The organism is Massilia sp. 01N417 (assembly GCF_056399645.1).
Window position 1 is genome coordinate 36,729 of record NZ_JBFTRS010000024.1, and the last position, 23,359, is coordinate 60,087.

Below are 23,359 nucleotides of genomic sequence, written 5' to 3' on the forward strand. Positions count from 1 at the left end.
CCATGTCTATACTCGGAGGCGCACCGGCGCTCCGGTGCGCATTCCGGGGAGTCGCCATGGACAATCGCCTCGGGCAAGCCACGGGCCAGGTGCTTGCCCCCTTGAAGGAATTGCTGCCGGCGCTCGAAGCGCTGTACACCGACGTGCATGCGCATCCGGAACTGTCGATGCAGGAACACCGCACGGCCGGGCTGGCCGCAGACCGCCTGCGCGCGGCCGGCTATGACGTCACGGCCGGCATCGGCGGCACCGGCGTGGTCGGGGTGCTGCGCAATGGCCCGGGTCCGACCGTGATGCTGCGCGCCGACATGGACGCGCTGCCGGTCAGGGAGATGACCGGATTGCCGTATGCGAGCACGCTCGATGCCGTCGACCGCGAGGGCCGCACGGTGCCGGTGATGCATGCCTGCGGCCATGACATGCACGTGGCGTGGCTGGCCGGCGCCGCCAGCCTGCTGGCGCAAGGACGCGCGGCCTGGAGCGGCACCCTGGCGGCCGTGTTCCAGCCGGGCGAGGAAACCGCCGAAGGCGCGCGCGCCATGCTCGACGACGGCCTGTACAAGCACTTCCCGAAACCCGACGTCATCCTCGGCCAGCACGTGATGGTGGCGTCTGCGGGCGAGGTCGGCGGACGCACCGGCACCATCACCTCCGCCGCCGACAGCCTGCAGGTCCGCCTGTTCGGCCGCGGCGCGCACGGCTCCATGCCGCAGGCCTCGATCGACCCGGTGGTGATGGCGGCGGCGACGGTGTTGCGCCTGCAGACGATCGTCGCGCGCGAGCTGTCGCCGAACGAGGCGGCGGTCGTCACCGTCGGCTCGCTGCAGGCCGGCACCAAGGAAAACGTGATTCCGGACGAGGCCCTCATCAAGCTCAACGTGCGCAGCTACGACCCCAAGGTGCGCCAGCGCGTGCTGGACGCCATCGAGCGGATCGTCAACGCCGAGGCGGCCGCTTCCGGCGCGCCCAGGCCGCCCGAGATCACCATGCTGGACAGCTATCCGATGGGCGTCAACGACGGCGGCGCGAGCACACGCGTGGGCGACGCCTTCCGCCACTATTTTCCCGCCGCGCGGGTGCACCAGACCGGACCGACCTCGGCCAGCGAGGATTTCGGCTCCTTCGGCCAGGCATGGCAGGTGCCGGCCGTGTTCTGGTTCGTCGGCGGCACCGACCCCGACACCTATGCGAAGGCGAAGGCGGCGGGCGAAGTCAACAAGATCCCGAGCAACCATAGCCCGTACTTCGCGCCGGTTCTCCATCCGACCCTGGAGACCGGGGTGGAAACCCTGGTGGTGGCGGCGCTGGCGTGGCTGGCGCAAGGCGCTGCCGCCGCGCCGGACGCTTCCTAGTCGCGCAGCCGCTCGGCGGCAAAACGGCGCAACACCGCCATCACCGGCGCCTCGGTGCGGCCGGCCAGGGTCACGTAGGCAAAGCGCGCCTTCGCCTCCAGCCGCGGCCGCACCGGGAGCTCGACCAGCCGGCCGGCCTCGATCCCTTCGCGCGCGGCCGCGGCCAGGCCGAGGAACAAGGCCTGCGAGCGCTCGACGGCGCCGATCAGGCTGCCCACGTCCTCGCACTGCAGGGTCGTCATGCGTTCCGGATTCGCCTGCGGTCCGTAGAGCTCGACCAGCAGGCGCGCGATCTCGTCCGACAGGGGCGCGGAGGCGATGGGGTAGGCCAGCGCCTGCGCCGGCGTCACCTCGTCCAGCCCGGCCAGCGGATGACCGGCGCGGCATACGAAGCAGGTGCGCAGTTCGCCGACGATCTCGACCCGCAGGTCGGCGGACGGCGGCACGCTGCGCGCATCGACGATCAGCGCGTCGAGCTGGTTGGCGCGCAGCTGCATGAGCTGCAGCCCGGTCGGGCCGCGCGTGATGCCGACCTGGACGCTCGGATGCTCCTGCGCCATATGGCAGAGCAGGGGCGTCATCAGCATGGCGCCGGGATTCGAACCCATCCCGATCCGCATCGACCCGCCTTCGCCCTGCATGAACAGCTCGGCGCTGCGGCGCAGCTCGCCCGCATCGCGCACCAGCCGCTCGGCGCGCGCCACCACGTCCTTGCCCAGCGGCGTCAATTCGTTGCGCTTGCCGATCCGGTCGAGCAGGGGCGCGCCCAGCTCTTCCTCCAGACCCTGGATACTGCGGCTGAGGGCAGACTGGGTGATGAACAGCTGTTCCGCCGCCCGGCTGAAGGAGCGCGTGCGCGCCAGGGCCAACAGATGTTCCAGCTGCCTGATGTTCACGTGATGATCGAAATGAATGGTTCCGAGAAAAAGAATGCATTGGACACATGCATTGGCGGATCGTACCATGGCCGCGCTTTTGCCGTATCGACCCCGGACCCCGAATGACCCTGCTTCACACGATCTACCTGGTTGCCATCGCCGCCGAAGCGGCGTCCGGGGCCCTGATGGGCATGCGGCGGCGCATGGACCTGTTCGGGCTGTGCGTGGTAGGCACCGTCACTGCCCTCGGCGGCGGTACCGTGCGCGACATGATCCTCGGCCACTATCCGCTCGGCTGGGTCGCGCATCCCGAATACCTCGCCTTCACGGTCGGCGCCGCGATCGTCGCCGCCCTGCTGGCACGGGGGATGCACCGCCTGAAGACCGCCTTCCTGTGGATGGACGCGCTCGGGCTGGTGGCCTTCACGGTGATAGGCTGCGATATCGCGGCCGGCACCGGTGCCAACCCGGTGGTGGTGATCCTGATGGGCACGACCACCGGGGTGTGCGGCGGCCTGCTGCGCGACGTCCTGTGCAACCAGGTGCCGCTGGTGCTGCGGCGCGACCTGTACGCCACCGTCTCGCTGGTGACCGGCCTGCTGTACGTCGGCCTGCTGCGCGCCGGCGTCGGCGACGGGCTCGCCACCTTCAGCGCCATCGGGACCGGCTTCGCCCTGCGCCTGCTGGCAATCCGCTTTGCGCTGGCGCTACCGGTGCTGGAAGCCGACATCAGTTCTTTCGACGACGAGCTCGGCGAGCGTCACTGACCCATGTATCCGGTTCCCGGGCACCCGCCGGCCTGGCGCTCGCGCCTGGTGTTGTCCCTCATGTTCGCGGCCTTCGCGACGCTGGCCCTGCGCGCGGTCTGGCTGCAGCTCGTCGCCGACGAGTTCCTGCGCCGGCAGGGGGCGGCGCGGCATGTGCGCACGCAGGAGCTGGCGGCGAGCCGCGGGCGCATCCTCGACCGCAACGGCCATGTGCTGGCGATGTCGCTGCCGGTGAAGGCCGTGTGGGCGGTGCCCGAGGAGGTGCGCGGCGCCTCGGCGCAGCAGCTCGACGCCCTGGCGCGGCTGCTGGACCTGGGACGGCCGGAGCTGGATGCGAAGCTTGCATCGCGGCGCAGCCTGGTCTACCTGAAGCGCCAGGTCGAGCAGGATACCGTCGAGCGCATCCTGCAACTGGGCATCCGCGGCATCGAGACGCGCGGGGAATACAAGCGCCACTACCCCTACGCAGAGCTGACCGCCCACGTGGTCGGCTTCACCAGCGTCGAGGATGCCGGCCAGGAAGGCATGGAGCTGGCCCATGATGCCACCCTGGCCGGCGCCGCCGGCAGCCGCCGGGTGCTCAAGGACCGCCTCGGCCACCTGCTCGAAGACATGGGCACGACGCGGCCGGCACGCGACGGTCGAGACCTCACGCTGTCGATCGACCGCAACATCCAGCATATCGCGCATACCCGCCTGAAGGCGGCGCTGAAGAAGCACCAGGCCAGGGCCGCCGGCATCGTCGTGCTCGACGTGCGGACCGGCGAGGTGCTGGCGCTGGCCAACCTGCCGGACTACGACCCCAACGACCGTGGCCGCCTGACCGGCGCCCAGCTGCGCAACCGGGTGCTGACGGACACCTTCGAGCCGGGGTCGGTGATGAAACCCTTCACCATCGCACAGGCCCTCGAAAGCGGCGTGGCGACGCCGGACACGATCGTCGAGACGGCGCCGGGCCGCCTGTCGATCGGCCGCGCCGTCATCCACGATGCCAGTCCACACGGGACCCTGACGGTGGCGGAGGTGCTGCAGAAATCCTCGAACGTGGGCACCGCAAAGCTGGCGCTGCGGATGGCGCCGGGCGAGATGTGGGCCTTGCTGACCAAAGCCGGCTTCGGTCAGGCCCCAGGGCTCGGCTTTCCCGGCAGCGCCGCCGGAAGGCTGCGGCCCTACGCGAGCTGGAAACCGATCGAGCAGGCCACGATCAGCTATGGCCACGGAGTCTCGACCTCGCTGATGCAGATGGCGCAGTCCTACCTGATGTTCGCCCGCGACGGCGACACGATCCCGGTGACCTTGCTGAAGACGGACGCCGCGCCCGCCGCCCAGGCCGTGATCTCGGGAGCGACCGCAAGCGCGGTGCGCGGCATGATGGAGCGCGCCGCCGCACCCGGCGGCACCGCGCCGCGCGCCCGGATCCCCGGCTACCGCGTGGCCGGCAAGACCAGCACTGCGCACAAGGCGGTCGGCGGGCGCTACACCAGCACCTATGTTGCCGGCTTCGTCGGTTTCGCGCCGGTGTCGGCGCCACGCGTGATCGTGGCGGTCATGATCGATGAACCCTCGGCCGGCGGCCACTACGGCGGCACGGTGGCGGCGCCGGTGTTCGCGGCGGTCGTGCAGGACACGCTGCGGGCGCTGAACGTGGCGCCCGATGCGCCGGTCGACGACATCATCGTTCCTCTCGAGGCGGTGGACGAAGAGCCCTGAGCCGGCCGGGAGACGGCATCCCGGCCGCGGCCGCCGGACAACAAATGCCGCCGATCCGCGCTCTCTTGTTGACGCGCCGTCTCCATTCATACTACATTGCCTTCCCCCGTATTTTCCGTATGGAAAGCAATATGAGCAAGGAAGTAACGAATTGGCAAGCGCCGCCTTCACCGGAAGACGGCATCCATGACTTCGCATCCGCCTTGCTGGTGCAGCTGGTCGTTCCCGCCTTCGTGCTGAATGCGGAAGGTCGGGTGGCGATCTGGAACCATGCCTGCGAGCGCCTCACCGGCATTCCGGCCGCCGAGATGATCGGGACGGCCAATCACTCGCTCGGCTTCTACCATACGGCGCGGCCGACCCTGGCGGACCTGATCCTGACCGACCGCATCGAGGACGCGAAGACCCTGTACCGGATCTACGACGACGGCGAGCACCGGGGCACGGTGAGCGGCGCCGGCTGGTGCGACATGCCGCGCACCGGCGAACGGCGCTTCCTGGTGATGGATGCCGGTCCGGTCTATGGCCGCTCGGGTCAGCTGTTCGGGGTGCTCGAGACCTGGCGCGACATGACGGTGCAGAAGGAAGCCCAGCTCGCGCTGGAACGCCTGGTCATGCGCGACGGGCTGACCGGCATCGCGAACCGCCGCTGCTTCGACGAGACCCTGCGCAAGGAGTGGGAGCAGGCGCGCCGGACCGGCCATCCCTTGTCCCTGCTGCTGCTCGACGTCGACCACTTCAAGCGCTACAACGACAGCTACGGCCATCCGGCCGGCGACGAATGCCTGCAGCGGGTGGCCGCGATCGCGGCCGGGCAGGTGCGGGTCTACGACCTCGCAGCGCGCTACGGCGGCGAAGAGTTCGCGGTGATCCTGCCGCAGCAATCCCTGGCCGGCGCCGGCGCCGTGGCGGAACGGATCCGCGCCGCCGTCGAGGGCAGCGGGCCGGCCGAAAGGAAGGCGACCGTCAGCATCGGGGCGGCCACCTTCGCGGGCGAGGAGCCGGCGTCGCTGGAGGCCCTGCTCGCGCGCGCGGATGCCGCGCTCTATCGCGCCAAGCACGGGGGGCGCAACCGTGTCGTCCTGGACGGCGAGTCGGGCGCAGACTAGATACTTCATTGTTGAAATAAATTCGGCGGCGAAGTAATATGTATCTCGCCGGCGCAATGCAAAGCATCGCGCCAGCGTCACCGACACAGATACATGACCCAACAACACACGAAGCAGCCGCCCGCAGCGCCTTCGCCGGCGCCGGCGTCCCGCCGCCGCCGGCTGTTCACGGCGATCGCCGTTGGCGGACTGCTGGCCGCCTTCGCCGGCGCCGGCATCTACTGGACGACCTCCATGCAGTACCGCGAGCTCACCGAGGACGCCTACGTGGAGGGCAACCTGGTGCCGGTGACGACCCAGGTCGCCGGCACCGTGACGGCAATCGGTGCCGACAACACCGACCGCGTCGCCGCCGGACACGAACTCGTCAGGCTCAGCGCGGTGGATGCCAAGCTGGCCCTGGCGCGCAGCGAGGCGGCGCTGGCGAAGACGGTGCGCCAGGTGCGCGCCCAGTATGCCTCGGCGGCGCAGATGCAGGCCAACGCCGAGCTGCGCCGCGCCGAACTGGGCAAGGTGCAGGAGGACTTCGAGCGCCGCTCGCGGCTCGCCCATTCGGGCGCGATCTCGGGTGAGGAACTGGCCCATGCGCGCGACGCGGTGCGCGCCGCGCGCGCGGCGCTCGACTCGGCGGAGCGGCAGGCGGCCGCCAGCCATGCCTACGTCGACGGCACCATGGTGGCCACCCATCCGGAGGTGCTGGGCGCGGCGGCGCAGGTGAAGGACGCCTACGTCGCCATGGTCCGGACCTCGGTGCCGGCGCCGATGGGCGGCGTGGTCGCGCGGCGCAACGTCCAGGTCGGGCAGCGGGTGGCGGCGGGCACGGTGCTGATGACCATCGTGCCGGTCGAGACGATCTGGGTGACGGCGAACTTCAAGGAATCGCAACTGCGGCATATCCGCAGCGGACAGCCGGTCACGCTCACCGCCGACGCCTACGGCAAGGATGTGGTCTACCACGGCAAGGTGGTCGGCGAGGAAGCCGGCACCGGCAGTGCGTTCTCGCTGATGCCGGCCCAGAACGCGACCGGCAACTGGATCAAGGTGGTGCAGCGGGTTCCGGTGCGCATCGCGCTGGATTCGCGCGAAGTCGAGCAGCATCCGCTCCAGCTCGGGCTCTCCATGCGGGTCCGCGTCGACACCCGCCAGCGCGGCTGGCCGCGACTGGCGCGCGCGCCGGCGCCGCGCCAGTCCTACCGCACCGACGTGTTCGACACCGAGGACTGGGCCGCCGATTCGCTGGTCGCCAGCATCATTGCGGCGAACGCGGCGAACGCGGCGAACGCGGCGGATGGGCGTGCGCTGGCGCGCCGGTAACCGGGCATGCAGATCGCGCCACCCCGGCATCCGCGCCTGCTGCTGCTGACGATCTTCCTGCTGACCGCGACCGAATACCTGCAGACCGGGATGGTGGCCTTCGGCGCCGGCCCGATCATGGGCGGGATCGGCGCGGCCCCCGAGGAATTCAGCCTGATCGGCGTGATCTACGCCTGCGTCGCGGTCGCCGTGATCAGCAAGCAGCGCTGGCTGGCCGAGCGTCTCGGCTGGCGCCGTTTCTTGCTGTGCTCGCTGTTCGTGTTCGCCTGCGGCGCGGCGATCTGCGGGGCCAGCGAGTCGAGCGGGCAGTTCACCATCGGGCGCATCGTGATGGCGCTGGGCGGCGGCAGCTTCATGACCTCCGCGCGCCTGCTGATCAACCTGTTTCCGCCGAGTCCGGCCCGCTTCACCGGTATTCGCTTTTTCGCCACCGCTCTGGCGGTCGGCAGTTCCGGCGGTCCGCTGCTGGCGTCGGCGGCGGTGTCGAACGAGGGCTGGCAGTGGATCTTCGCGATACTGATCGGCCTTGCCGTCCTCATCGCCGTGCTGGCCGCCGCCTGCCTGCCGGCCGAGGTCCCGCCGCGCGAGCTGCGCACGCAATCGCATCCGGCGCTGCTGATGGCGCTGGTGGCCGGTAGCTTCGCGGTCCTGTATGCCCTGCAGCGCTCGTATTACGATTTCTACAGCGACCTGCCGATGCTGCTCGCCGCCGCCGCCCTCGGCGCCCTGGCCCTCGGCTACTTCGTGCTGGCCATGCACCGCGGCGAGCGTCCGCTGCTCCATCTGCGCGAACTGCGCAGCGCTCGCTACTGGAGCGGCGTGACGCTATTCACCTTCTGCTATGCGCTGATGGGCGCCACCAGCTACATGCTGCCGGCCGTGCTGCAGCGCGGCCTGGGCTTCGCCTGGGAGGCGATCGGCCCGGTGCAGGCGGCGGGCCTGGCCGCGACCATCCTGACCTGGATGCTGATGCAGATGGCCCTGCCCAGGCGGCCCGCCGCCAGCAAGTATTACCTGGCCGGCTTCCTGTTCCTGGCCTGGTTCGGCTGGCGCATCGCCGGGCTGAATCCGCAGGCCGACCTGTGGCGCGACGTGGTCCCGGCGCTGGCCTGCTACGGCGTGTTCGTGATGCTGGTGCTGGCGACGACCGCCATGCACACCTTCCGGGAGGTGCAGCACCACGAGGCGGTGTTCTCGCACGCCCAGCAGGTCAAGAACATGCTGGCGCAGTTCGGCTCGGCCCTGGGCGTGGCGGCGTCCACGGCCGCGCTGCAGGCGCGCATCACGGCCCATTACACGGCCCTCAACAGCCATTTCGCCCCCGGCGATGCGGCTTATGGCCAGGCGCTGCGGACGCTGGGCGAGTCGCTGGCGCGTCAAGGCGCCGCGCAGCCGGAGGCGCTGGCCGCGGCCAGCCTGGCGCAGTCGCTGGCGCAGCAGGCCACGCTGCTGGCCGCGCTCGACTACTTCCAGATAGTCGGCTATGTCGGCCTGGCGGGCGCGGCCATCGTGCTGGCGCAACGGGCCCTGAACGCGGTCCGCAGCCGAAATATACTTCAGAACTGAATTGTTCAGTGCTAAAATATATGCCGATGCCGTGGCGGCGAGGCCCAGTGAGTCATGGGCCAGCCGGCCGAGCCGGGAGAAGCGGCGCCCGCATGAAAGGAATGACGCGATGACAACCGTCGACAAGAACATCAACCAGCACAATGCCGGCTGGTCCTTCGATAATATCAGCGAAGACTTCGATGCCCATATCCAGCGCTCGATTCCGCTGTACGAGAACGGCCACCGCCTGGTATGCCACTACAGCGACTTCTTCCTGAAAGCCGACAGCCTGGTGTACGACATCGGCTGCTCGACCGGGCAGATGCTCGGCAAGCTCGCCCGCCACCACCGCCACAAGCAGGACCTGAAGCTGGTCGGGATCGACAACGTCCGCGACATGGTCGAGAAGGCGCGTGAACTGAATGCCGCCGACGGCCGCATCGGCTTCACGCACGCGAACGTGCTGGACATCCAGTTCGAACCGACGGACCTGATCGTGTCGAACTACACCATCCAGTTCCTGCCGCCGCGCGTGCGGCAGGAACTGATCGACAAGATCTATCGCGCCCTGAACTGGGGCGGCGCCTTCTTCATGTTCGAGAAGGTCCGCGCGCCCGACGGACGCTTCCAGGACTATGCCAACCAGGCCTATATCGAGTTCAAGCTGGAGAACGGCTTCAACGAAGCGGAGATCATCAACAAGTCGCGCAGCATCAAGGGCGTGATGGAGCCGTTCTCCACGCGGGGCAACCTCGACATGCTGAAACGGGCCGGCTTCGAGGACGTGATGACGATCCAGAAGTATGTCTGCTTCGAAGGCTTCCTGGCCGTCAAATAAGGGCGCTCCCCACATGAAAAGACAAATCGGACATTTCCTGTTCAAGTACAGGAACGCGCTCGGCCCCTGCCTGTTCCTGGCCGCGCTGTTCGCGGGACGGCCCGCCCATCCCTTCGGCAGCGCCGGTTGGAACACCGCGTTCGACCTCGCCGGCGTGCTCTGCGCCCTGCTGGGCCAGGCGCTGCGCATCTTCACCATCGGCTACGAATACATCGAGCGGGGAGGGAAGGACCGGCAGGTCTATGCCAGCACCCTGGTCCAGGGCGGGGTCTTCGCGCACTGCCGCAATCCTCTTTACGTCGGCAACCTGCTGATGGCGGCCGGATTCGCGCTCATCTTCCATTCCCCCGTGTTCTACCTGGTGGTGTTGCCCGCGGTACTGTTCGCCTACAGCTGCATCGTGGCGGCCGAGGAAGCCTTCCTGGCGAATAAATTTGGCCCGGAATACCTGCGATATTGCGCTCAGGTGAGCCGCTGGTGGCCGAGAATCGACGGCTGGAAGCAGTCGGTGGGGAGCATGCGCTTCAACTGGCGGCGCGTGCTGGTCAAGGAGTACAACACGATGTTCGTGCTGGTCCTGTCGCTGACGGTGCTGAAGCTGTGGAGCGAATACCTGATCGCCGGTGAACAGTCGCGGCCATCCACCGACGCGCTGGTGGCCGGGCTGATGGTCTGGCTGTCGTGCTACCTCTTCGTGCGCTCGCTGAAGAAGACCGGCGCGGTCCAGGCCTGAGGCCTGCAACCCTTCGTTGCCGATCCAGGCCGGGAGTGGAACCCGGCCTGGAAAGGGATCGTCTTCATGCCGCCCGTCCAGCGCTAATCATCGTAGAATCGGCCATATTGTTTCACTTGCCGAGATGATGGACAAATTCCAGGAAATGAAGGTGTTCTCGGCCGTGGTCGAGGCAGGGAGCTTCACCGGCGCGGCCCACGCGCTGGCGATGTCGAAGGCGGCGGTGTCCCGCTACGTGGCCGATCTCGAGCAAAGGCTGGGCGTGCGCCTGCTGCACCGGACCACGCGCAGGCTGTCGCCGACGGCGGAAGGCGAGGTCTTCCACGCCCGCTGCCGCGAGCTGCTGGAAAACCTCGACGAAGCCGAGGCCGAGATCACGTCGCGCAGCGGCGAGGCGAGCGGACTGCTGAAGGCGAACGTTCCGCTCAGCTTCGGCCTCATGCACCTAGCGCCCCTGTGGCCGGCGCTGATGGCGCGCCATCCCCGCCTGGCGCTCGACGTCACGCTGTCCGACCGGGTGGCCGACCTGGTCGACGAAGGCTTCGACCTCGCGGTCCGCATCGGGCAGCTGCCGGCGTCCTCGCTGGTCGGCCGCAAGCTGGCGTCGACGCGGCTGGTGCTGTGCGCCTCGCCCGCCTACCTGCAGGCACGCGGCGAACCCACGCGCCCGGACCAGCTGCCGGCGCACGACGTGATCTCGTACAGCCTGTTCTCCGCGGGCGAACACTGGCGTTTTGCCGGCCCCGCCGGCGAGGTCACGGTGAAGGTCGCGCCGCGCATGCGGACCAATAGCGGCGACACCTGCCGCGCCGCCGCGCTGCAGGCCCAGGGCATCATCCTCCAGCCCAGCTTCCTGGTCGGGACCGACCTGGCGGCGGGCCGGCTGAAGGAGATCATGCCGGACTACCGCGCAGACACGCTGGGCATCTACGCGGTCTACCCGTCGAAGAAATTCCTGGCGCCGAAGGTGAGGGTGGCGATCGATTTCCTGTCCGAGGTGTTTGCCAAGCCCGTCTGGGGCGACTGATGCTTGGGTTGTTCCAATTTATGGAACAGTATTGTGTCAATAAGGCTGTTTATTCCGCCGATCGGCAAGATTACACTGGAAGCTGTTGATCGAACGAGGTAAGACATGAACAGGCTTCCGACATTATTCGTTTCCCACGGCTCGCCCATGCTGGCGCTGCAGGACAGTCCCGCGCGCCGCTTCCTGCAGGAGCTCGGCAAGTCGCTGCCGCGGCCGCGCGCCATCGTGGTCGTCTCCGCGCACTGGGAGACCGCCAACGGCCCGGCGGTGAGCCTGGCGCCGCAGCCCGAGACCATCCACGACTTCGGCGGCTTCCCGCGCGCCCTGTTCGAGATGCGCTATCCGGCGCCCGGCGCGCCCGAGGCCGCCGAGCGCGCCGCCGCGCTGCTCGAGGCGGCCGGCATTCCCGTCGGCCGCAGCATGCAGCGCGGCCTCGACCACGGCGCCTGGGTGCCGCTTCGCCTGATGTATCCGGACGCCGACATCCCTGTTGCCCAGCTGTCGGTGGTGCGCGGCGCCAGCCCCGCGGTGCACGAGCAGATCGGGGGCGCGCTGGCCGCATTGCGTGACGAGGGCGTGCTGGTGCTGGCCTCCGGCTCGCTGACCCACAACCTGTACGAGTTCCGCGGCCAGCATCTGGACGCCCCGGTGCCGCACTGGGTGGCGGAGTTCGAGGCCTGGATGAAGGCGCGCCTGGAGAACGACGACCGGGCCGCGCTGCTGGATTACCGCCGCGCCGCGCCCTTCGCCGCCGAAAACCATCCGACCGACGAGCACCWGCTGCCGCTGTACGTGGCGATGGGCGCGGCGGGACCCGGTGCCAGGGCCAGGCAGATCCACGCCAGCTACGAGCATGGGATACTCGCCATGGATGCCTACGCTTTCGAATGAAGAGAATGAAAAGGAACGATATGTCCGACACGCTGGCTGAACTTCTCACGGACCCGGTGTCCGGGCTCGCCTACCGCATCCGCCCGCCGCAAGCGGCACAGGGCGCCGCTCCCTGCCTGCTGCTCCTGCACGGCGTGGGCTCCAACGAGTCGGGATTCGTCGAGATGGCGCGCCGGCTCGATCCGCGCCTGGCGGTGATCCTGGTGCGCGGCCCGCTGGTGTTCGCGCCCGGCCGCTTCGGCTGGTTCCAGGTGAAGTTCACGCCCGCCGGACCGGCCATCGATCCGGCCCAGGCCGAGGAATCGCGTCTCAAGCTGCTGCAGTTCATCGGCCGGCTGCCGGCGCTGCATGGCGTCGACCCGCACAAGACCTGGATCGCCGGCTTCAGCCAGGGCGGCATCATGAGCGCCGGTGTCGGGCTGACGGCACCGGGCAGCGTGGCCGGTTTCGGCCTGCTCAGCGGCCGCATCCTGCCCGAGATCCTGCCGCTGGTGGACCGCAGCGATCCCTTGCTCGGCAGGCTGCAGGCCTTCGTCAGCCACGGCGTGGACGACCAGACCCTCGGGATCCATTTCGCCCACAAGGCGAAGGCGCTGCTGGAGGAGTTGGGCGTGCCGATGGAATACCGCGAGTATGCGGCCGGCCACGCGCTCGACGGCGACATGGTCGGGGACTTCCAGCGGTGGTTGGGAGTGCGGATCGGCTAGATCCTGGTGGTGCCGGTGACCGGAATCGAACCGGTACGGGTTGCCCCGGCGGATTTTAAGTCCGCTACGTCTACCAATTTCGTCACACCGGCATATGTGTGAGAGCCCTTGCAGGCGGGCGCCGAATTCTAGCACAGCCGCTCCCGCCGCGGGGACGATTCGAAGTCAAACAGGCAAGATCGTCGCACCCGGGCGCGGGCGGCGGCCGGCGGCCAGCACGACCACGCCCAGCATCGCCAGGTGCGTCAGCGAAGACAGGGCCGGCCCGAGCAAGGGATCGAGCAGCTCGATATTTGCGACCCGGTCGCCCAGCTGGCCGGCGAAATTCCAGCCCCAGTGCAGCCCGACCGCGGCCCACAGCGAGCGGCTGTAGTACAGCGCCGCCGCATAGGCGAGCCCGAAGCAGAAGATCCGGCCCAGTTCGAGCGCGCCTTCCTGGTAGCGGTAGATGTGGTTCAGGGTGAACAGCAGGGCCGAGCAGACGATGAACAGGCGCCGCCGCGACAGCGCGGGCAGGGCGCGCATCAGGAAGCCGCGCGTGACGATGTCCTCGGCGATCGAGGGGATGAAGGTTTCGGGCAGCAGGGTCAGCACCGACAGGAAGAGCGCGCCGGCCGTCAGCCCCGGCGGGAAGGCGATGCCGTAGATGCCGGTACCGCTGCCGACCGCCAGCGCCGCGGCCTTGGCCAGCAGCGCCAGCGCGAAGGCCGCCGCCAGCAGCAGGCCCCAGCCCGGCCGCAGGCCCAGGTACCAGGCGCCCAGGCCGGGATAGCCGAGCCAGCGGCCCACCAGCCAGGCGATCGGCAGGAAGGCGACCATCAGCGCGGCCTGGACCGGGAAGCTGTGCAGGATGTGGCCACCCAGGCCCTCGGGCAGCTGGTAGGCGATGAACAGCAGCAGGAAGGCGAGCGCCAGCCGTCCCTTCGAGGCGGGTGCCGTATGCATGTCGTGGTCGGACCGGGTCATCATGGTATGTACGCTGAAAATCATTAAGCTTATGTTAATGATGCGCGGTCGTCAACGCAGTACTTGCTTTTGAAGAAGCATGCAAGGTGGTAGCATTCGGGTCCAGTTGTTGCTGCAAGGACCAGAATTGAACATCACGATTAACGACGAACTCCGTACCTACGTCGACCCCCTCACTCCCGCCGAACACGAAGCCCTGGAGCGCAGCCTGCTAACCGAAGGATGCCGCGAAGCGCTGATCCTGTGGCGCGACGTGCTGATCGACGGCCATAACCGCTACGCCATCTGCACCCAGCACGGTATCCCGTTCCGGACTGTCCAGAACGACAATTTCGACTCGATCGACGACGTCAAGCTGTGGATGATCGACAACCAGCTGGCGCGCCGCAGCGTCACCGATTTCCAGCGCGGCCTGATGGCCCTGCGCAAGAAGGAGATCCTGGCCGCGCGCGTGGTCCAGAAGACCGACGACGAGCTGCAGACCGAAGCCGACCAGGCCGTCCCCTTCACGCCGCCGTGGAACACGCGCCAGGAAGTGGCCCGCGCCGCGCGCGTGTCGGCGAATACCATCAGCCAGATCGAACGCATCCAGAAGACGGCGGCGCCGGAACTGGTGGACGCGGTGCGCAGCGGCGCCATCTCGATCAGCTCCGCCGCCAACGTCGCCTCGCTGCCGAAGGAAGCCCAGGTGGCGGCGGTCGCCGGCGGCAAGAAGGAACTGCAGCAGGCCGCACGCCAGGTGCGCGAACAGAAGAGCGCCGCCAAGCCGAAGAAGGAAGCCGAGTTCGAGACGCCCGAAGACCAGATCAAGGCCCTCAAGGCCCAGGTGGCCGAGCTGAAGGACCGCGTCGCCACCCTGATCGGCGAAAACGATGTGCTGAAGCAGAAGCTGGTGCACCTCGGCGCCGCCTGAGCGTGCGGGCGATAACCATAACGATAACGATAACGACATCCCCAGGAGACCATTGATGCAGACTTCCCGCCTGTTCGCCTCGACCGCCCTGAGCCTGGCCGTGCTGGCCGCCTTGCCGCCGGCCGTCCTTGCCGCCGGCGCGCCGAAAGCGGCCCTGCAGTCGACTGCCGCCTTCCCGCCGGCCGAACTGGCGCGCCTGAAGCAGGCCGCCCGGCGCGTGACCATCCTGCGCGACAAGTGGGGCATCCCTCACGTGTTCGGCAAGACGGACGCGGACGCGGTGTTCGGCATGGTGTTCGCGCAGGCCGAGGACGACTTCAACCGGGTCGAGCTCAACTACATCAATGCGATGGGTCGCCTGGCCGAGGTCGAAGGCGAGAAGGAGATCTGGCGCGACCTGCGCATGAAGCTCTACATCGACCCGCTTGAGCTGAAGGCCAAGTACGCGGCCAGCCCGGCCTGGCTGAAGAAGCTGATGAACGGCTGGGCCGATGGCCTGAACTGGTACCTGGCCAGCCATCCGCAGGTGAAGCCCAGGCTGCTGACCCGCTTCGAACCCTGGATGGCGCTCAGCTTCAGCGAGGGCAGCATCGGCGGCGACATCGAGTCGATCAACCTGAAGCAGCTCGAAGCCTTCTACGAAAAGCGGCCGGCGCCCGCGGTTGCCATGACGTTGGCGATGGCCGACCTGGGCAAGGGCTTCGACAAGGAGCCGCAGGGCTCGAACGGCTTCGCGATCGCGCCCCGGCTCAGCGCCGGCAAGCACGCGCTGCTGATGATCAACCCGCACACCTCGTTCTACTTCCGCCCGGAAGTCCACATGGTCAGCGAGGAAGGCCTGAACGCCTACGGCGCCGTGACCTGGGGCCAGTTCTTCATCTACCAGGGTTTCAACGAGCGCCTCGGCTGGATGCACACCTCGGGCGGCGGCGACGTCATCGACGAATACCTGGAAACCGTGGCCGAGCGCGACGGCAAATTCTTCTACAAGTACGGCAAGGAAGAACGCCCGATGCGCAGCCGGACCATCGTGCTGCCGTACAAGACCGCGGACGGCATGGCCAGCCGCAGCGTCACCGCGTACTTTACCCATCACGGCCCGGTGATCCGGGAACAGGGCGGCAAGTGGGTGGCCGTCAAGATGATGGACGATCCGGTGCACGCGCTCGAGCAGTCCTACGGCCGCACCAAGGCGCGCGACTATGCCGCCTTCCTGAAGGTGATGGACCTGCGCACCAACTCCTCGAACAACACCGTGTACGCGGACGCCGACGGCAATATCGCCTACTTCCACGGCAACTTCATCCCGCGCCGCGATCCGCGCTTCGACTGGACCCATCCGGTCGACGGCAGCGATCCGGCCACCGAGTGGCAGGGCCTGCACGAGGTGAAGGAGACCATCACCGTCCTCAATCCGAAGAGCGGCTATATCTCGAACACCAACAACTGGCCCTGCACCGGCTTCGGCGCCAGCAGCCCCGACTGCAAGGCCTATCCGAAATATATGTGGTCGCTGCCGCAGAATGCCCGCGGCGTGCACGCCGAACGGGTGCTGCACGATGCGAAGGACCTGACCCTCGACGGCCTGATCGGCAAGGCCTACGATCCCTACCTGACCGCCTTCGAGCCGCTGGTGCCGGCGCTGCTCAAGGACTGGGACGCGCTGCCGCAGGGCGATGCCCTCAAGGCGCGCCTGGCCGAACAGGTGGCGCAGCTGGCAGGCTGGGACCTGCGCTGGGCGGTGGACTCGGTCCCGACCTCGGTGGCCGTCTACTGGGGCCAGGACATGGTCAAGCAGGCGGCCCAGCGCGCCCGCGCCCAGGAAACCCCGGTGGTCGACTTCATCCAGACCAGGCTTACGCCGCAAGAACGCCTGGAGTCGCTGGCGCGCGCGTCCGACAAGCTGCAGGCCGATTTCGGCAGCTGGAAGACGCCCTGGGGCGAGATCAACCGCTTCCAGCGCATCAGCGGCGAGGTCGAGCAGCACTACGACGACAGCAAGCCCAGCATCCCGGTCGGCTTCACCTCGGCCAACTGGGGTTCGCTGGCCTCGTTCGGCATGACCGCGAAACAGACCACCAGGCGCATCTACGGCGACCGCGGCAACAGCTTCGTCGCCGCCGTGGAGTTCGGTCCGCGCCTGCGCGCCAAGAGCATCCTGGCGGGCGGCGAGAGCGGGGATCCGAAGTCGCCGCACTTCGACGACCAGGCCGAGATGTACAGCCGCGGGGAGTTCAAGGACGTCCTGTTCTACAAAGAGGACATCGAGAAACAGCTCGAGCGCAAGTATCACCCGGGGCAGTAAGACGTTCTGAGCCGGCCCTGCGCGCACTTTTATGCACCGCAAGGTGCGCGCTAAATGGCTGTTAGCACGATTGCAACATCGCTCGTGTTCCTGATATCTACTGGTACCAGCCCAAGGGCTGTCCGATCGATGTTCTTCAGGAGTGCAATCGTGCCCACCAAACTGTCTCTGCTCAAACCCCTCTGCGCCGCGGCCTTGCTGTGCGCGGCCGCGGCCGCCCAGGCCGACATCACCGTCTACACGAATCAAGCAGACTTCCTGGCCGCGGTGAAGGCGCCCGGCGTCGACACCTACGACGACCTGACCGTCACGCTGTACGGCGAGACCCTGACCCGTCACGCGGGCGCCTATGGGTATGACGTCTACGCCGCCACCGGCCTGTATGGCGCGGGCGGCATCGGCGGCGACTTCTGGCTGTCGAATAACACGCCGATCGCTCCGATCGTGTTTTCCAACTTTAGCGGCGGGGTGAGCGCCTTCGGCGGCAACTTCTTCGCTTCCGACGTCTTCGGCCAGTACACGACCGGCAACCTGATCCTCACCGCCATCGACGGCAGCGCGCTGAGCTATGGGCTGGGCGGCGCCGCGACCACCGATTTCCTCGGCTTCGTGTCGACCGTGCCGCTGGCGGCGGTGACGATCGCCACCGACGGCGGGATCGGGGTCTGGCCGACCGCCAACAACGTCGTGCTGGCGGTGCCGGAGCCGGCCGGCTACGGCATGCTGCTGGCCGGGCTGGGCTTGGTCGGACTGGTGAGCCGCCGCAGGCGTTGAACGGTTTTCCATTGCCGGTCCGCTTGCTATAATTTTGCAAGTTAACAAGTCCAACGGGACTCAGGCGGAACGGCAGTGGCAAAACTCTATTTCAGGTATTCGGCGATGAACGCCGGCAAATCCACCTCGCTGCTGCAGGTGGCCCACAACTACGAAGAGCAGGGCCAGGTGGTCCAGCTGTACACCGCCGCCATCGACAACCGCTACGGCGTCGGCCGGATCACCTCGCGCCTGGGGCCGCAGCGCGAAGTGGGCCTGTTCGACCAGGACACCGATTTCCTCGCCAGCGCGCCGGACGTGGCCTGCGTGCTGGTCGACGAAGCGCAGTTCCTGACCAAGGAGCAGGTGGTCCAGCTGCACCGCCTGGCCCAGGTGCGCGGCGTGCCGGTGATCTGCTACGGCCTGCGCAGCGATTTCCGCGGCGACCCCTTCCCCGGCTCGGCCTACCTGCTGGCGCTGGCCGACGACATCGAGGAAATCAAGAACATCTGCACCTGCGGCAAGAAGGCGACCATGAACATCCGCGTCGACGCCGAAGGCCGCCGCATCCGCGAAGGCGAGCAGGTCAGCATCGGCGGCAACGAAAGCTACCGCCAGGCCTGCGGGCGCTGCTTCTACAAGGGCTGAGGGGAAGCACCAGGATGGCCGACATCCTGCTCTACCTGGTGCCCTCGCTGGCGCTGGCCTTCCTGATCTGGATGGTGACCTCGCTGCATCCGCTGTTCTTCGTGTTCAGCGCGGTCGGCACCCTGTGCCACGAGCTGGCGCATTTTTCGGTCGGCCTGCTGCTGGGCGCCGACCCGACCGGCTTCTCGATCATTCCGCGCCGCCAGGGACGCACCTGGGAACTGGGCTCGGTCACCTTCGCCAACCTGCGCTGGTATAACGCGGCCCCGGCCGCGCTGGCGCCGCTGCTGGTGCTGCTGTTGCCGCTCGCGGTGGCCTGGTGGCGCACCCGCGGCAGCTGGCGCTTCGGCCCGGCCGACCTGGCCCTGACCCTGCTGCTGGCACCGCAATTCCTGTCCTTCTGGCCGTCCCCGGTGGACTGGCGGCTGGCCGCACGCAGCTGGCCCTGGCTGGTGATCATCATGGTGACAGCGATCGCCATGTTCTGGTTCCGCCCGGGTCTGTTTCAATTTGTAAAAGCCTGACCTTCGCAGGGCGGCGCAGACTTAAGCTCGGCTGAATATGCGTGCAGGCCGACTCTACGTCGTCCTGGTATCCTGTAGAATTGGTCGCACCAGAGAATCCGCCCGGAGAAACGAACAATGAAGAAGCAGATGTTGATGGTTGCGTTGGCGTTGGCCTTTTCCGCCCACGTCGTCACGGCGCAGCCGGAAAAGGTGCAGGCCAGCGCGGCCCAGACCAATGCGGTCCAGACCAACGCGGGCCCGCTGAAGCCGACCGCTGCCCAGACCCAGGCGGCCCTGTGGGCATCGCGCGTCCTGGCGCGCTACCACTACAAGGCGATGCCGCTGGACGACGTGATGTCGGCCAAGATTTACGACAACTACTTCAAGACCCTCGATAGCGAGAAGCTGTATTTCACCCAGGCCGACCTCGACCAGTTCGCGCCGGCCCGCACCAAGTTCGACGACGCCATCAACAACGAAGACCTGACCCTGCCGTTCCAGATCTTCAACGTCTACCAGCAGCGCTTCAGCGACCGCATGGCCTATGCGCGCGAGCTGGTCCAGAAGGGCAATTTCGATTTCACCGCCAACGAGACCCTGCAGATCGACCGCGAGAAGGCCCCGTGGGCGAAGAACGAGGACGAAGCCCGCGACCTGTGGCGCAAGCGCGTGAAGAACGACTGGCTGCGCCTGAAGCTGGCCGGCAAGGACGACAAGGGCATCCGCGAGACCCTCGACAAGCGCTACGAGGGCTACCAGAACCGCCTCAAGAAGCTGAACAACGAGGACGTGTTCCAGATGTTCATGAACGCCTACGCCACCGCGATCGAGCCGCACACCAACTACCTGGGCCCGCGCTCGGCCGAGAATTTCGACATCATGATGCGCCTGTCGCTGGACGGCATCGGCGCCGTGCTGCAGTCGCGCGACGACTACACCGTGATCCGCGAGGTCGTGCCCGGCGGCCCGGCCGACAAGTCCGGCAAGCTGAAGGTCGGCGACCGCATCGTCGGCGTGGCCCAGGGCAACGGTCCGTTCACCGACGTGATGGGCTGGCGCATCGACGACGTGGTCCAGCTGGTGCGCGGCGAGCGCAACTCCACCGTGCGCCTGGACGTGCTGCCGGCCGACGCCGGCCAGGACGGCAAGCACGTCACGATCCCGCTGGTGCGCCAGAAGATCAGCATGGAAGAGCAGTCGGCCAAGAAGCAGATCATCGAAGTGAAGGATAACGGCGTCAAGCGCCGCATCGGTGTGATCTCGCTGCCGACCTTCTACCAGGACTTCGAAGCCCGCCGCAAGGGCGACAAGGACTTCAAGAGCGCGACCCGCGACGTCCAGCGCATCCTCGGCGAACTCAAGAAAGAGAAGGTCGACAACGTCCTGATCGACCTGCGCAACAACGGCGGCGGCTCGCTGATCGAGGCGGTCGAACTGACCGGCCTGTTCATCGACAAGGGGCCGGTGGTGCAGCAGCGCACCGCCGAGGGCCGCATCGACGTCGAGAGCGACACCCAGGCCGGCCTGGCCTGGGACGGCCCGATGGGCGTGCTGATCAACCGTGGTTCGGCCTCGGCGTCCGAGATCTTCGCCGCCGCGATCCAGGATTACGGCCGCGGCATCGTGATCGGCGAGCCCAGCTTCGGCAAGGGCACGGTCCAGACCCTGATCAACCTCGACCGCTTCTCGCAGAACGACAAGCTGAAGTACGGCGAGCTGAAGATGACCATCGCCCAGTTCTTCCGCATCAACGGCGGCACCACCCAGCTGCGCGGCGTGACGCCGGACATCAAGCTGCCGGTGACCTCGGATGCGGAGAACTTCGGCGAGTCGTCCTACGACAATGCATTGCCCTGGGTGCAGATCAAGCCGGCAACCTACTTGCCCCTGGGTGACCTGAAGGAGCTGATTTCTCCGCTGCAGAAGCGCCATGACGCCCGTGTCGCCAGGGACAAGGATTTCCGCGATATCGAACAGGACATCGCCGAAGCCCTGAAGCTGCGCAAGGATAACGTGATCTCCTTGAACGAAGCCGTGCGCCGCAAGGAGCGCGAAAACCAGGAAGCCAAGGCCCGCCTGCGTGAATCGCGCCTGGCGGATGCCCAGGACCCGGGCAAGGCCGACGAGCCGGTGGCCGGTCCGGGCAGCAAGGAGCAGCGCGCCAAGGCGCCGAACCCGACCGCGCCGAAGAAGAGCAATGTGGCGCTGAAGGGTGCGCCGCGTGCCGACGACGGCCTGCAGGGCGACGAGCGCAGCCTGGCGGCGGAAATCGCCGCCGAGAAGGCCGCCAAGAACGCCAAGGACGTCTACCTGCAGGAAGCCGCCCACATCCTGGCCGACGAAGCCGGCATGCTGAGGGCGGATACGCGGATGGCCTCGCGCACCATGCCTTACATGTCAGGATTGAAACAGAATGGTAACTGAGATGTTATTGATAAGGTAATATCTGATTTTGCTGTCGGACTACTCTGACAAGGCCAAAAAAACAGGCTGTTCCCTAGGGAGCAGCCTTTTTTATGCGCTCCAATTGAAATTTGCCCTTCTTGCATTCGTGTTATGGTTACTCAGCAATTGTAGTAATCATAATTTTAACATTTGGTAAGGAGCGCAAAATGACAATACGTTATCTGATTGGAGCGGCTTTGATGGCCGGTGCCTGCGTGGCCCATGCAGACGTCATCCCGGCAGCGGGTGGAGCCGGCATCGTCAACGGCAGCAATGTTGCTGGCGCAATAGGTGACTCGAGCGTGATCGCAGGGGTCAACCGCGGCGCCGGCAGCGATGCCCTGGTCCAGGCCCTGTACCAGAAAGTCAGCGCCAGCGTCGGCAGCGACATGAAGGTATCCCTGCGTCAGGGCATCGACGGTGTCTATGTGACCGGCCTGAGCACTGCAAAGGCAGCCGCCCTGGCGGGCGACGGCATGTCGGTGGTCGCCACCCCGGACGGCTACAAGATCGTCGACAACTCGGGCGGCAACTCCGGTGCCGGCCACTCCACCGTTGGCGGCGGCGCCCAGTCCGGTAACAATGGCGGCAACAACAGCGGCATCACCAGCCCGAACACCGGTGCGCCGACCGAAACCGGCGCCAGCACCGGCACCGACAAGCTGACCGGCAACGGCAACACGCCGACCGAAGGCGGCCTCGGCAACACCGGCGGCCTCGACACCAGCGTCGGCTCGGGCGGTAACGGCGGCATCGGCGGCAACACCGACATCAGCATCGGCATCGGCAACGGCAACGGCAATGGCAGCGGCAACCTGGCCGACGCCACCGACCTGCCGGAACCGTCGTCCGTGGCACTGATGCTGGCCGGCCTGCTGGGCGTCGCCGGTCTCGGCCGTCGCCGCGCACGCTGATCCAGGAGCGCAGGCAACACCACTCAGCGGGCTGCGGCCCGCTTTTTTTCGGGCGCTGTTCGCGCTAAGTGTTGAACCTGCCGAGCGCCGCTCTCAAAAACGCGTCGGGGCTGGCAATGCGCTGCCCATCCAGCGCCCAGCGCCAGCCGAAGTAATGGCCCAGGTAGCGGCTCGCGACGCCGCGGAATGGCAGCAGCCAGGCGCGCATCCGGCTGTGATACGCGTTCACGTTCTGGATGTGCAGCGCACCGCGCCTTCGTTCGCCGGCGCTCGCGTTGATGGCCTCATGTGAGATCCCGAGCTCCCGCGCGAATGCCGGATAGGCGGCGTGGCTGTCGGTCACCAGCAGCACGTCGCGCTCCAGCCTTGGCCCCAGGTGTTCCACTAGCTGCCGCTTGCTGACGCTGCCCTTGCCGGTCACGGCATCGATGGTCTGGCCGCTGCGATCGCGCGCGACCAGGATGCACACCTGCTCGTTCGAGATCCCACGCTTTGTCGCCTTGCCGCCGCGCTTTCGTGGCGGACGGTCGAGGCTTCTGGAACCTTTGTGCGATTCGAGCACATACATCTCGTCGGCCTCGGCGATACCGCTCAAGCGCTGCGGGCGGTCGTCCTTGCTCAAGGCAAGGAAGCGGTGACGCCATCGAAAGCTGGTCGCACTGGCCACGCCGATCTCGCGCGCCGCGCGGCGCACGCTGCGGGAGTCGAGCATGCCGCCGAGGTAGTCGAGCCAATGCCCTTTGTAGCGCAGCCGGGCCAGCGGCGTCCCGCTGAGCAGGTTGAAGGTGCGGCGGCAACTGCGGCAGCGGTAGCGCTGCAGTCCATGGGCGTGACCGTGGCGATAGGGTTTGCTGGCCTGGCAGTGCGGGCAACAGAGCAGTGCGGCGGGCTGCTCGACGATCTCGAGTACGCGGTCGAGGCCGGCTGCCGATTGCAGCAGTTCGAGCAGGCGGGCGCGTTGCCGCCGGGTCAGGTTGGACAGGCGTTGCAGGAACTGTTCGAACTGCCGTGCTTGCATAAGGCCTCCGTCAACGG

At 67.4% G+C, this 23,359-nt stretch carries 21 protein-coding genes and 1 tRNA gene; 18 read left to right on the forward strand and 4 right to left on the reverse strand.

What is annotated here, in order from left to right; translation table 11 throughout:
- Nucleotides 1–56: 56 nt before the first annotated feature.
- A complete protein-coding gene (locus AC1DOQ_RS22165) occupies nucleotides 57–1,352 on the forward strand; it encodes a M20 family metallopeptidase (protein WP_477369173.1) in 1,296 nt (431 codons plus the stop codon).
- Here AC1DOQ_RS22165 and AC1DOQ_RS22170 read toward each other — a convergent pair.
- Nucleotides 1,349–2,248 carry a LysR family transcriptional regulator gene (locus AC1DOQ_RS22170; RefSeq protein ID WP_477369175.1) on the reverse strand — a complete coding sequence of 300 codons (900 nt, stop codon included), beginning with the start codon at nucleotides 2,246–2,248 and terminating at the stop codon, nucleotides 1,349–1,351. The two genes, AC1DOQ_RS22165 and AC1DOQ_RS22170, sit on opposite strands and share 4 nt — an antisense overlap.
- Before the next feature lie 104 nt (nucleotides 2,249–2,352).
- Between AC1DOQ_RS22170 and AC1DOQ_RS22175 the strand changes: the two genes are divergently transcribed.
- The 10 genes from AC1DOQ_RS22175 (at nucleotide 2,353) to AC1DOQ_RS22220 (ending at nucleotide 12,874) form a co-directional block, all read left to right on the forward strand.
- Entirely contained in the window at nucleotides 2,353–2,997 is a 645-nt protein-coding gene (locus tag AC1DOQ_RS22175; RefSeq protein WP_477369177.1) for a trimeric intracellular cation channel family protein, read from the forward strand.
- 3 nt (nucleotides 2,998–3,000) lie between these two features.
- Nucleotides 3,001–4,707 (forward strand): peptidoglycan D,D-transpeptidase FtsI family protein, encoded by a 1,707-nt coding sequence (locus AC1DOQ_RS22180; protein ID WP_477369179.1) that lies wholly within the window; start codon nucleotides 3,001–3,003, stop codon nucleotides 4,705–4,707.
- Between the two features lie 131 nt (nucleotides 4,708–4,838).
- The gene (locus tag AC1DOQ_RS22185) at nucleotides 4,839–5,816 is read left to right on the forward strand and encodes a sensor domain-containing diguanylate cyclase (RefSeq protein ID WP_477369181.1); all 978 of its coding nucleotides are present in this window, start codon (nucleotides 4,839–4,841) and stop codon (nucleotides 5,814–5,816) included.
- Between the two features lie 93 nt (nucleotides 5,817–5,909).
- The gene (locus AC1DOQ_RS22190; protein WP_477369183.1) at nucleotides 5,910–7,130 is read left to right on the forward strand and encodes an EmrA/EmrK family multidrug efflux transporter periplasmic adaptor subunit; all 1,221 of its coding nucleotides are present in this window, start codon (nucleotides 5,910–5,912) and stop codon (nucleotides 7,128–7,130) included.
- Between the two features lie 6 nt (nucleotides 7,131–7,136).
- On the forward strand, nucleotides 7,137–8,696 hold the full coding sequence (locus tag AC1DOQ_RS22195) for an MFS transporter (RefSeq protein ID WP_477369185.1): 1,560 nt from the start codon (nucleotides 7,137–7,139) through the stop codon (nucleotides 8,694–8,696).
- Between the two features lie 109 nt (nucleotides 8,697–8,805).
- On the forward strand, nucleotides 8,806–9,516 hold the full coding sequence (locus AC1DOQ_RS22200; protein ID WP_477369187.1) for a methyltransferase domain-containing protein: 711 nt from the start codon (nucleotides 8,806–8,808) through the stop codon (nucleotides 9,514–9,516).
- A 13-nt stretch (nucleotides 9,517–9,529) separates the two neighbouring features.
- Complete coding sequence (locus tag AC1DOQ_RS22205; RefSeq protein ID WP_477369189.1) at nucleotides 9,530–10,249, forward strand: methyltransferase family protein; 720 nt, start codon at nucleotides 9,530–9,532, stop codon at nucleotides 10,247–10,249.
- Nucleotides 10,250–10,376: 127 nt separating this feature from the next.
- On the forward strand, nucleotides 10,377–11,276 hold the full coding sequence (locus tag AC1DOQ_RS22210; RefSeq protein ID WP_477369191.1) for a LysR family transcriptional regulator: 900 nt from the start codon (nucleotides 10,377–10,379) through the stop codon (nucleotides 11,274–11,276).
- 105 nt (nucleotides 11,277–11,381) lie between these two features.
- Complete coding sequence (locus AC1DOQ_RS22215) at nucleotides 11,382–12,167, forward strand: dioxygenase family protein (protein ID WP_477369193.1); 786 nt, start codon at nucleotides 11,382–11,384, stop codon at nucleotides 12,165–12,167.
- Nucleotides 12,168–12,187: 20 nt separating this feature from the next.
- Nucleotides 12,188–12,874, forward strand: a complete 687-nt coding sequence (locus AC1DOQ_RS22220) for an alpha/beta hydrolase (protein ID WP_477369285.1) — start codon at nucleotides 12,188–12,190, stop codon at nucleotides 12,872–12,874.
- Nucleotides 12,875–12,881: 7 nt separating this feature from the next.
- On the opposite strand, the gene AC1DOQ_RS22225 is transcribed toward AC1DOQ_RS22220, so the two are convergent.
- Nucleotides 12,882–12,966: transfer RNA gene (locus AC1DOQ_RS22225), tRNA-Leu, on the reverse strand.
- 73 nt (nucleotides 12,967–13,039) lie between these two features.
- A complete protein-coding gene (locus tag AC1DOQ_RS22230; RefSeq protein ID WP_477369195.1) occupies nucleotides 13,040–13,843 on the reverse strand; it encodes a lysostaphin resistance A-like protein in 804 nt (267 codons plus the stop codon).
- A 124-nt stretch (nucleotides 13,844–13,967) separates the two neighbouring features.
- On the opposite strand from AC1DOQ_RS22230, the gene AC1DOQ_RS22235 reads away from it, so the two are divergent.
- From AC1DOQ_RS22235 to AC1DOQ_RS22265, 7 genes are all read left to right on the forward strand, one after another.
- Entirely contained in the window at nucleotides 13,968–14,753 is a 786-nt protein-coding gene (locus AC1DOQ_RS22235; protein WP_477369197.1) for a hypothetical protein, read from the forward strand.
- Nucleotides 14,754–14,808: 55 nt separating this feature from the next.
- Complete coding sequence (locus AC1DOQ_RS22240; protein ID WP_477369199.1) at nucleotides 14,809–17,058, forward strand: penicillin acylase family protein; 2,250 nt, start codon at nucleotides 14,809–14,811, stop codon at nucleotides 17,056–17,058.
- Between the two features lie 150 nt (nucleotides 17,059–17,208).
- Complete coding sequence (locus AC1DOQ_RS22245) at nucleotides 17,209–17,832, forward strand: PEP-CTERM sorting domain-containing protein (protein WP_477369201.1); 624 nt, start codon at nucleotides 17,209–17,211, stop codon at nucleotides 17,830–17,832.
- A 75-nt stretch (nucleotides 17,833–17,907) separates the two neighbouring features.
- Nucleotides 17,908–18,459, forward strand: a complete 552-nt coding sequence (locus tag AC1DOQ_RS22250) for a thymidine kinase (RefSeq protein WP_477369203.1) — start codon at nucleotides 17,908–17,910, stop codon at nucleotides 18,457–18,459.
- A 14-nt stretch (nucleotides 18,460–18,473) separates the two neighbouring features.
- Nucleotides 18,474–18,983, forward strand: coding sequence for a hypothetical protein (locus AC1DOQ_RS22255; protein WP_477369205.1), 510 nt, complete (start codon nucleotides 18,474–18,476; stop codon nucleotides 18,981–18,983).
- Between the two features lie 117 nt (nucleotides 18,984–19,100).
- On the forward strand, nucleotides 19,101–21,389 hold the full coding sequence (locus tag AC1DOQ_RS22260; protein WP_477369207.1) for a carboxy terminal-processing peptidase: 2,289 nt from the start codon (nucleotides 19,101–19,103) through the stop codon (nucleotides 21,387–21,389).
- Between the two features lie 188 nt (nucleotides 21,390–21,577).
- The gene (locus AC1DOQ_RS22265; RefSeq protein WP_477369209.1) at nucleotides 21,578–22,324 is read left to right on the forward strand and encodes a PEP-CTERM sorting domain-containing protein; all 747 of its coding nucleotides are present in this window, start codon (nucleotides 21,578–21,580) and stop codon (nucleotides 22,322–22,324) included.
- A gap of 64 nt (nucleotides 22,325–22,388) precedes the next feature.
- Here AC1DOQ_RS22265 and AC1DOQ_RS22270 read toward each other — a convergent pair whose 3' ends face one another.
- Complete coding sequence (locus AC1DOQ_RS22270) at nucleotides 22,389–23,342, reverse strand: IS1595 family transposase (protein ID WP_477369211.1); 954 nt, start codon at nucleotides 23,340–23,342, stop codon at nucleotides 22,389–22,391.
- Nucleotides 23,343–23,359: the final 17 nt, after the last annotated feature.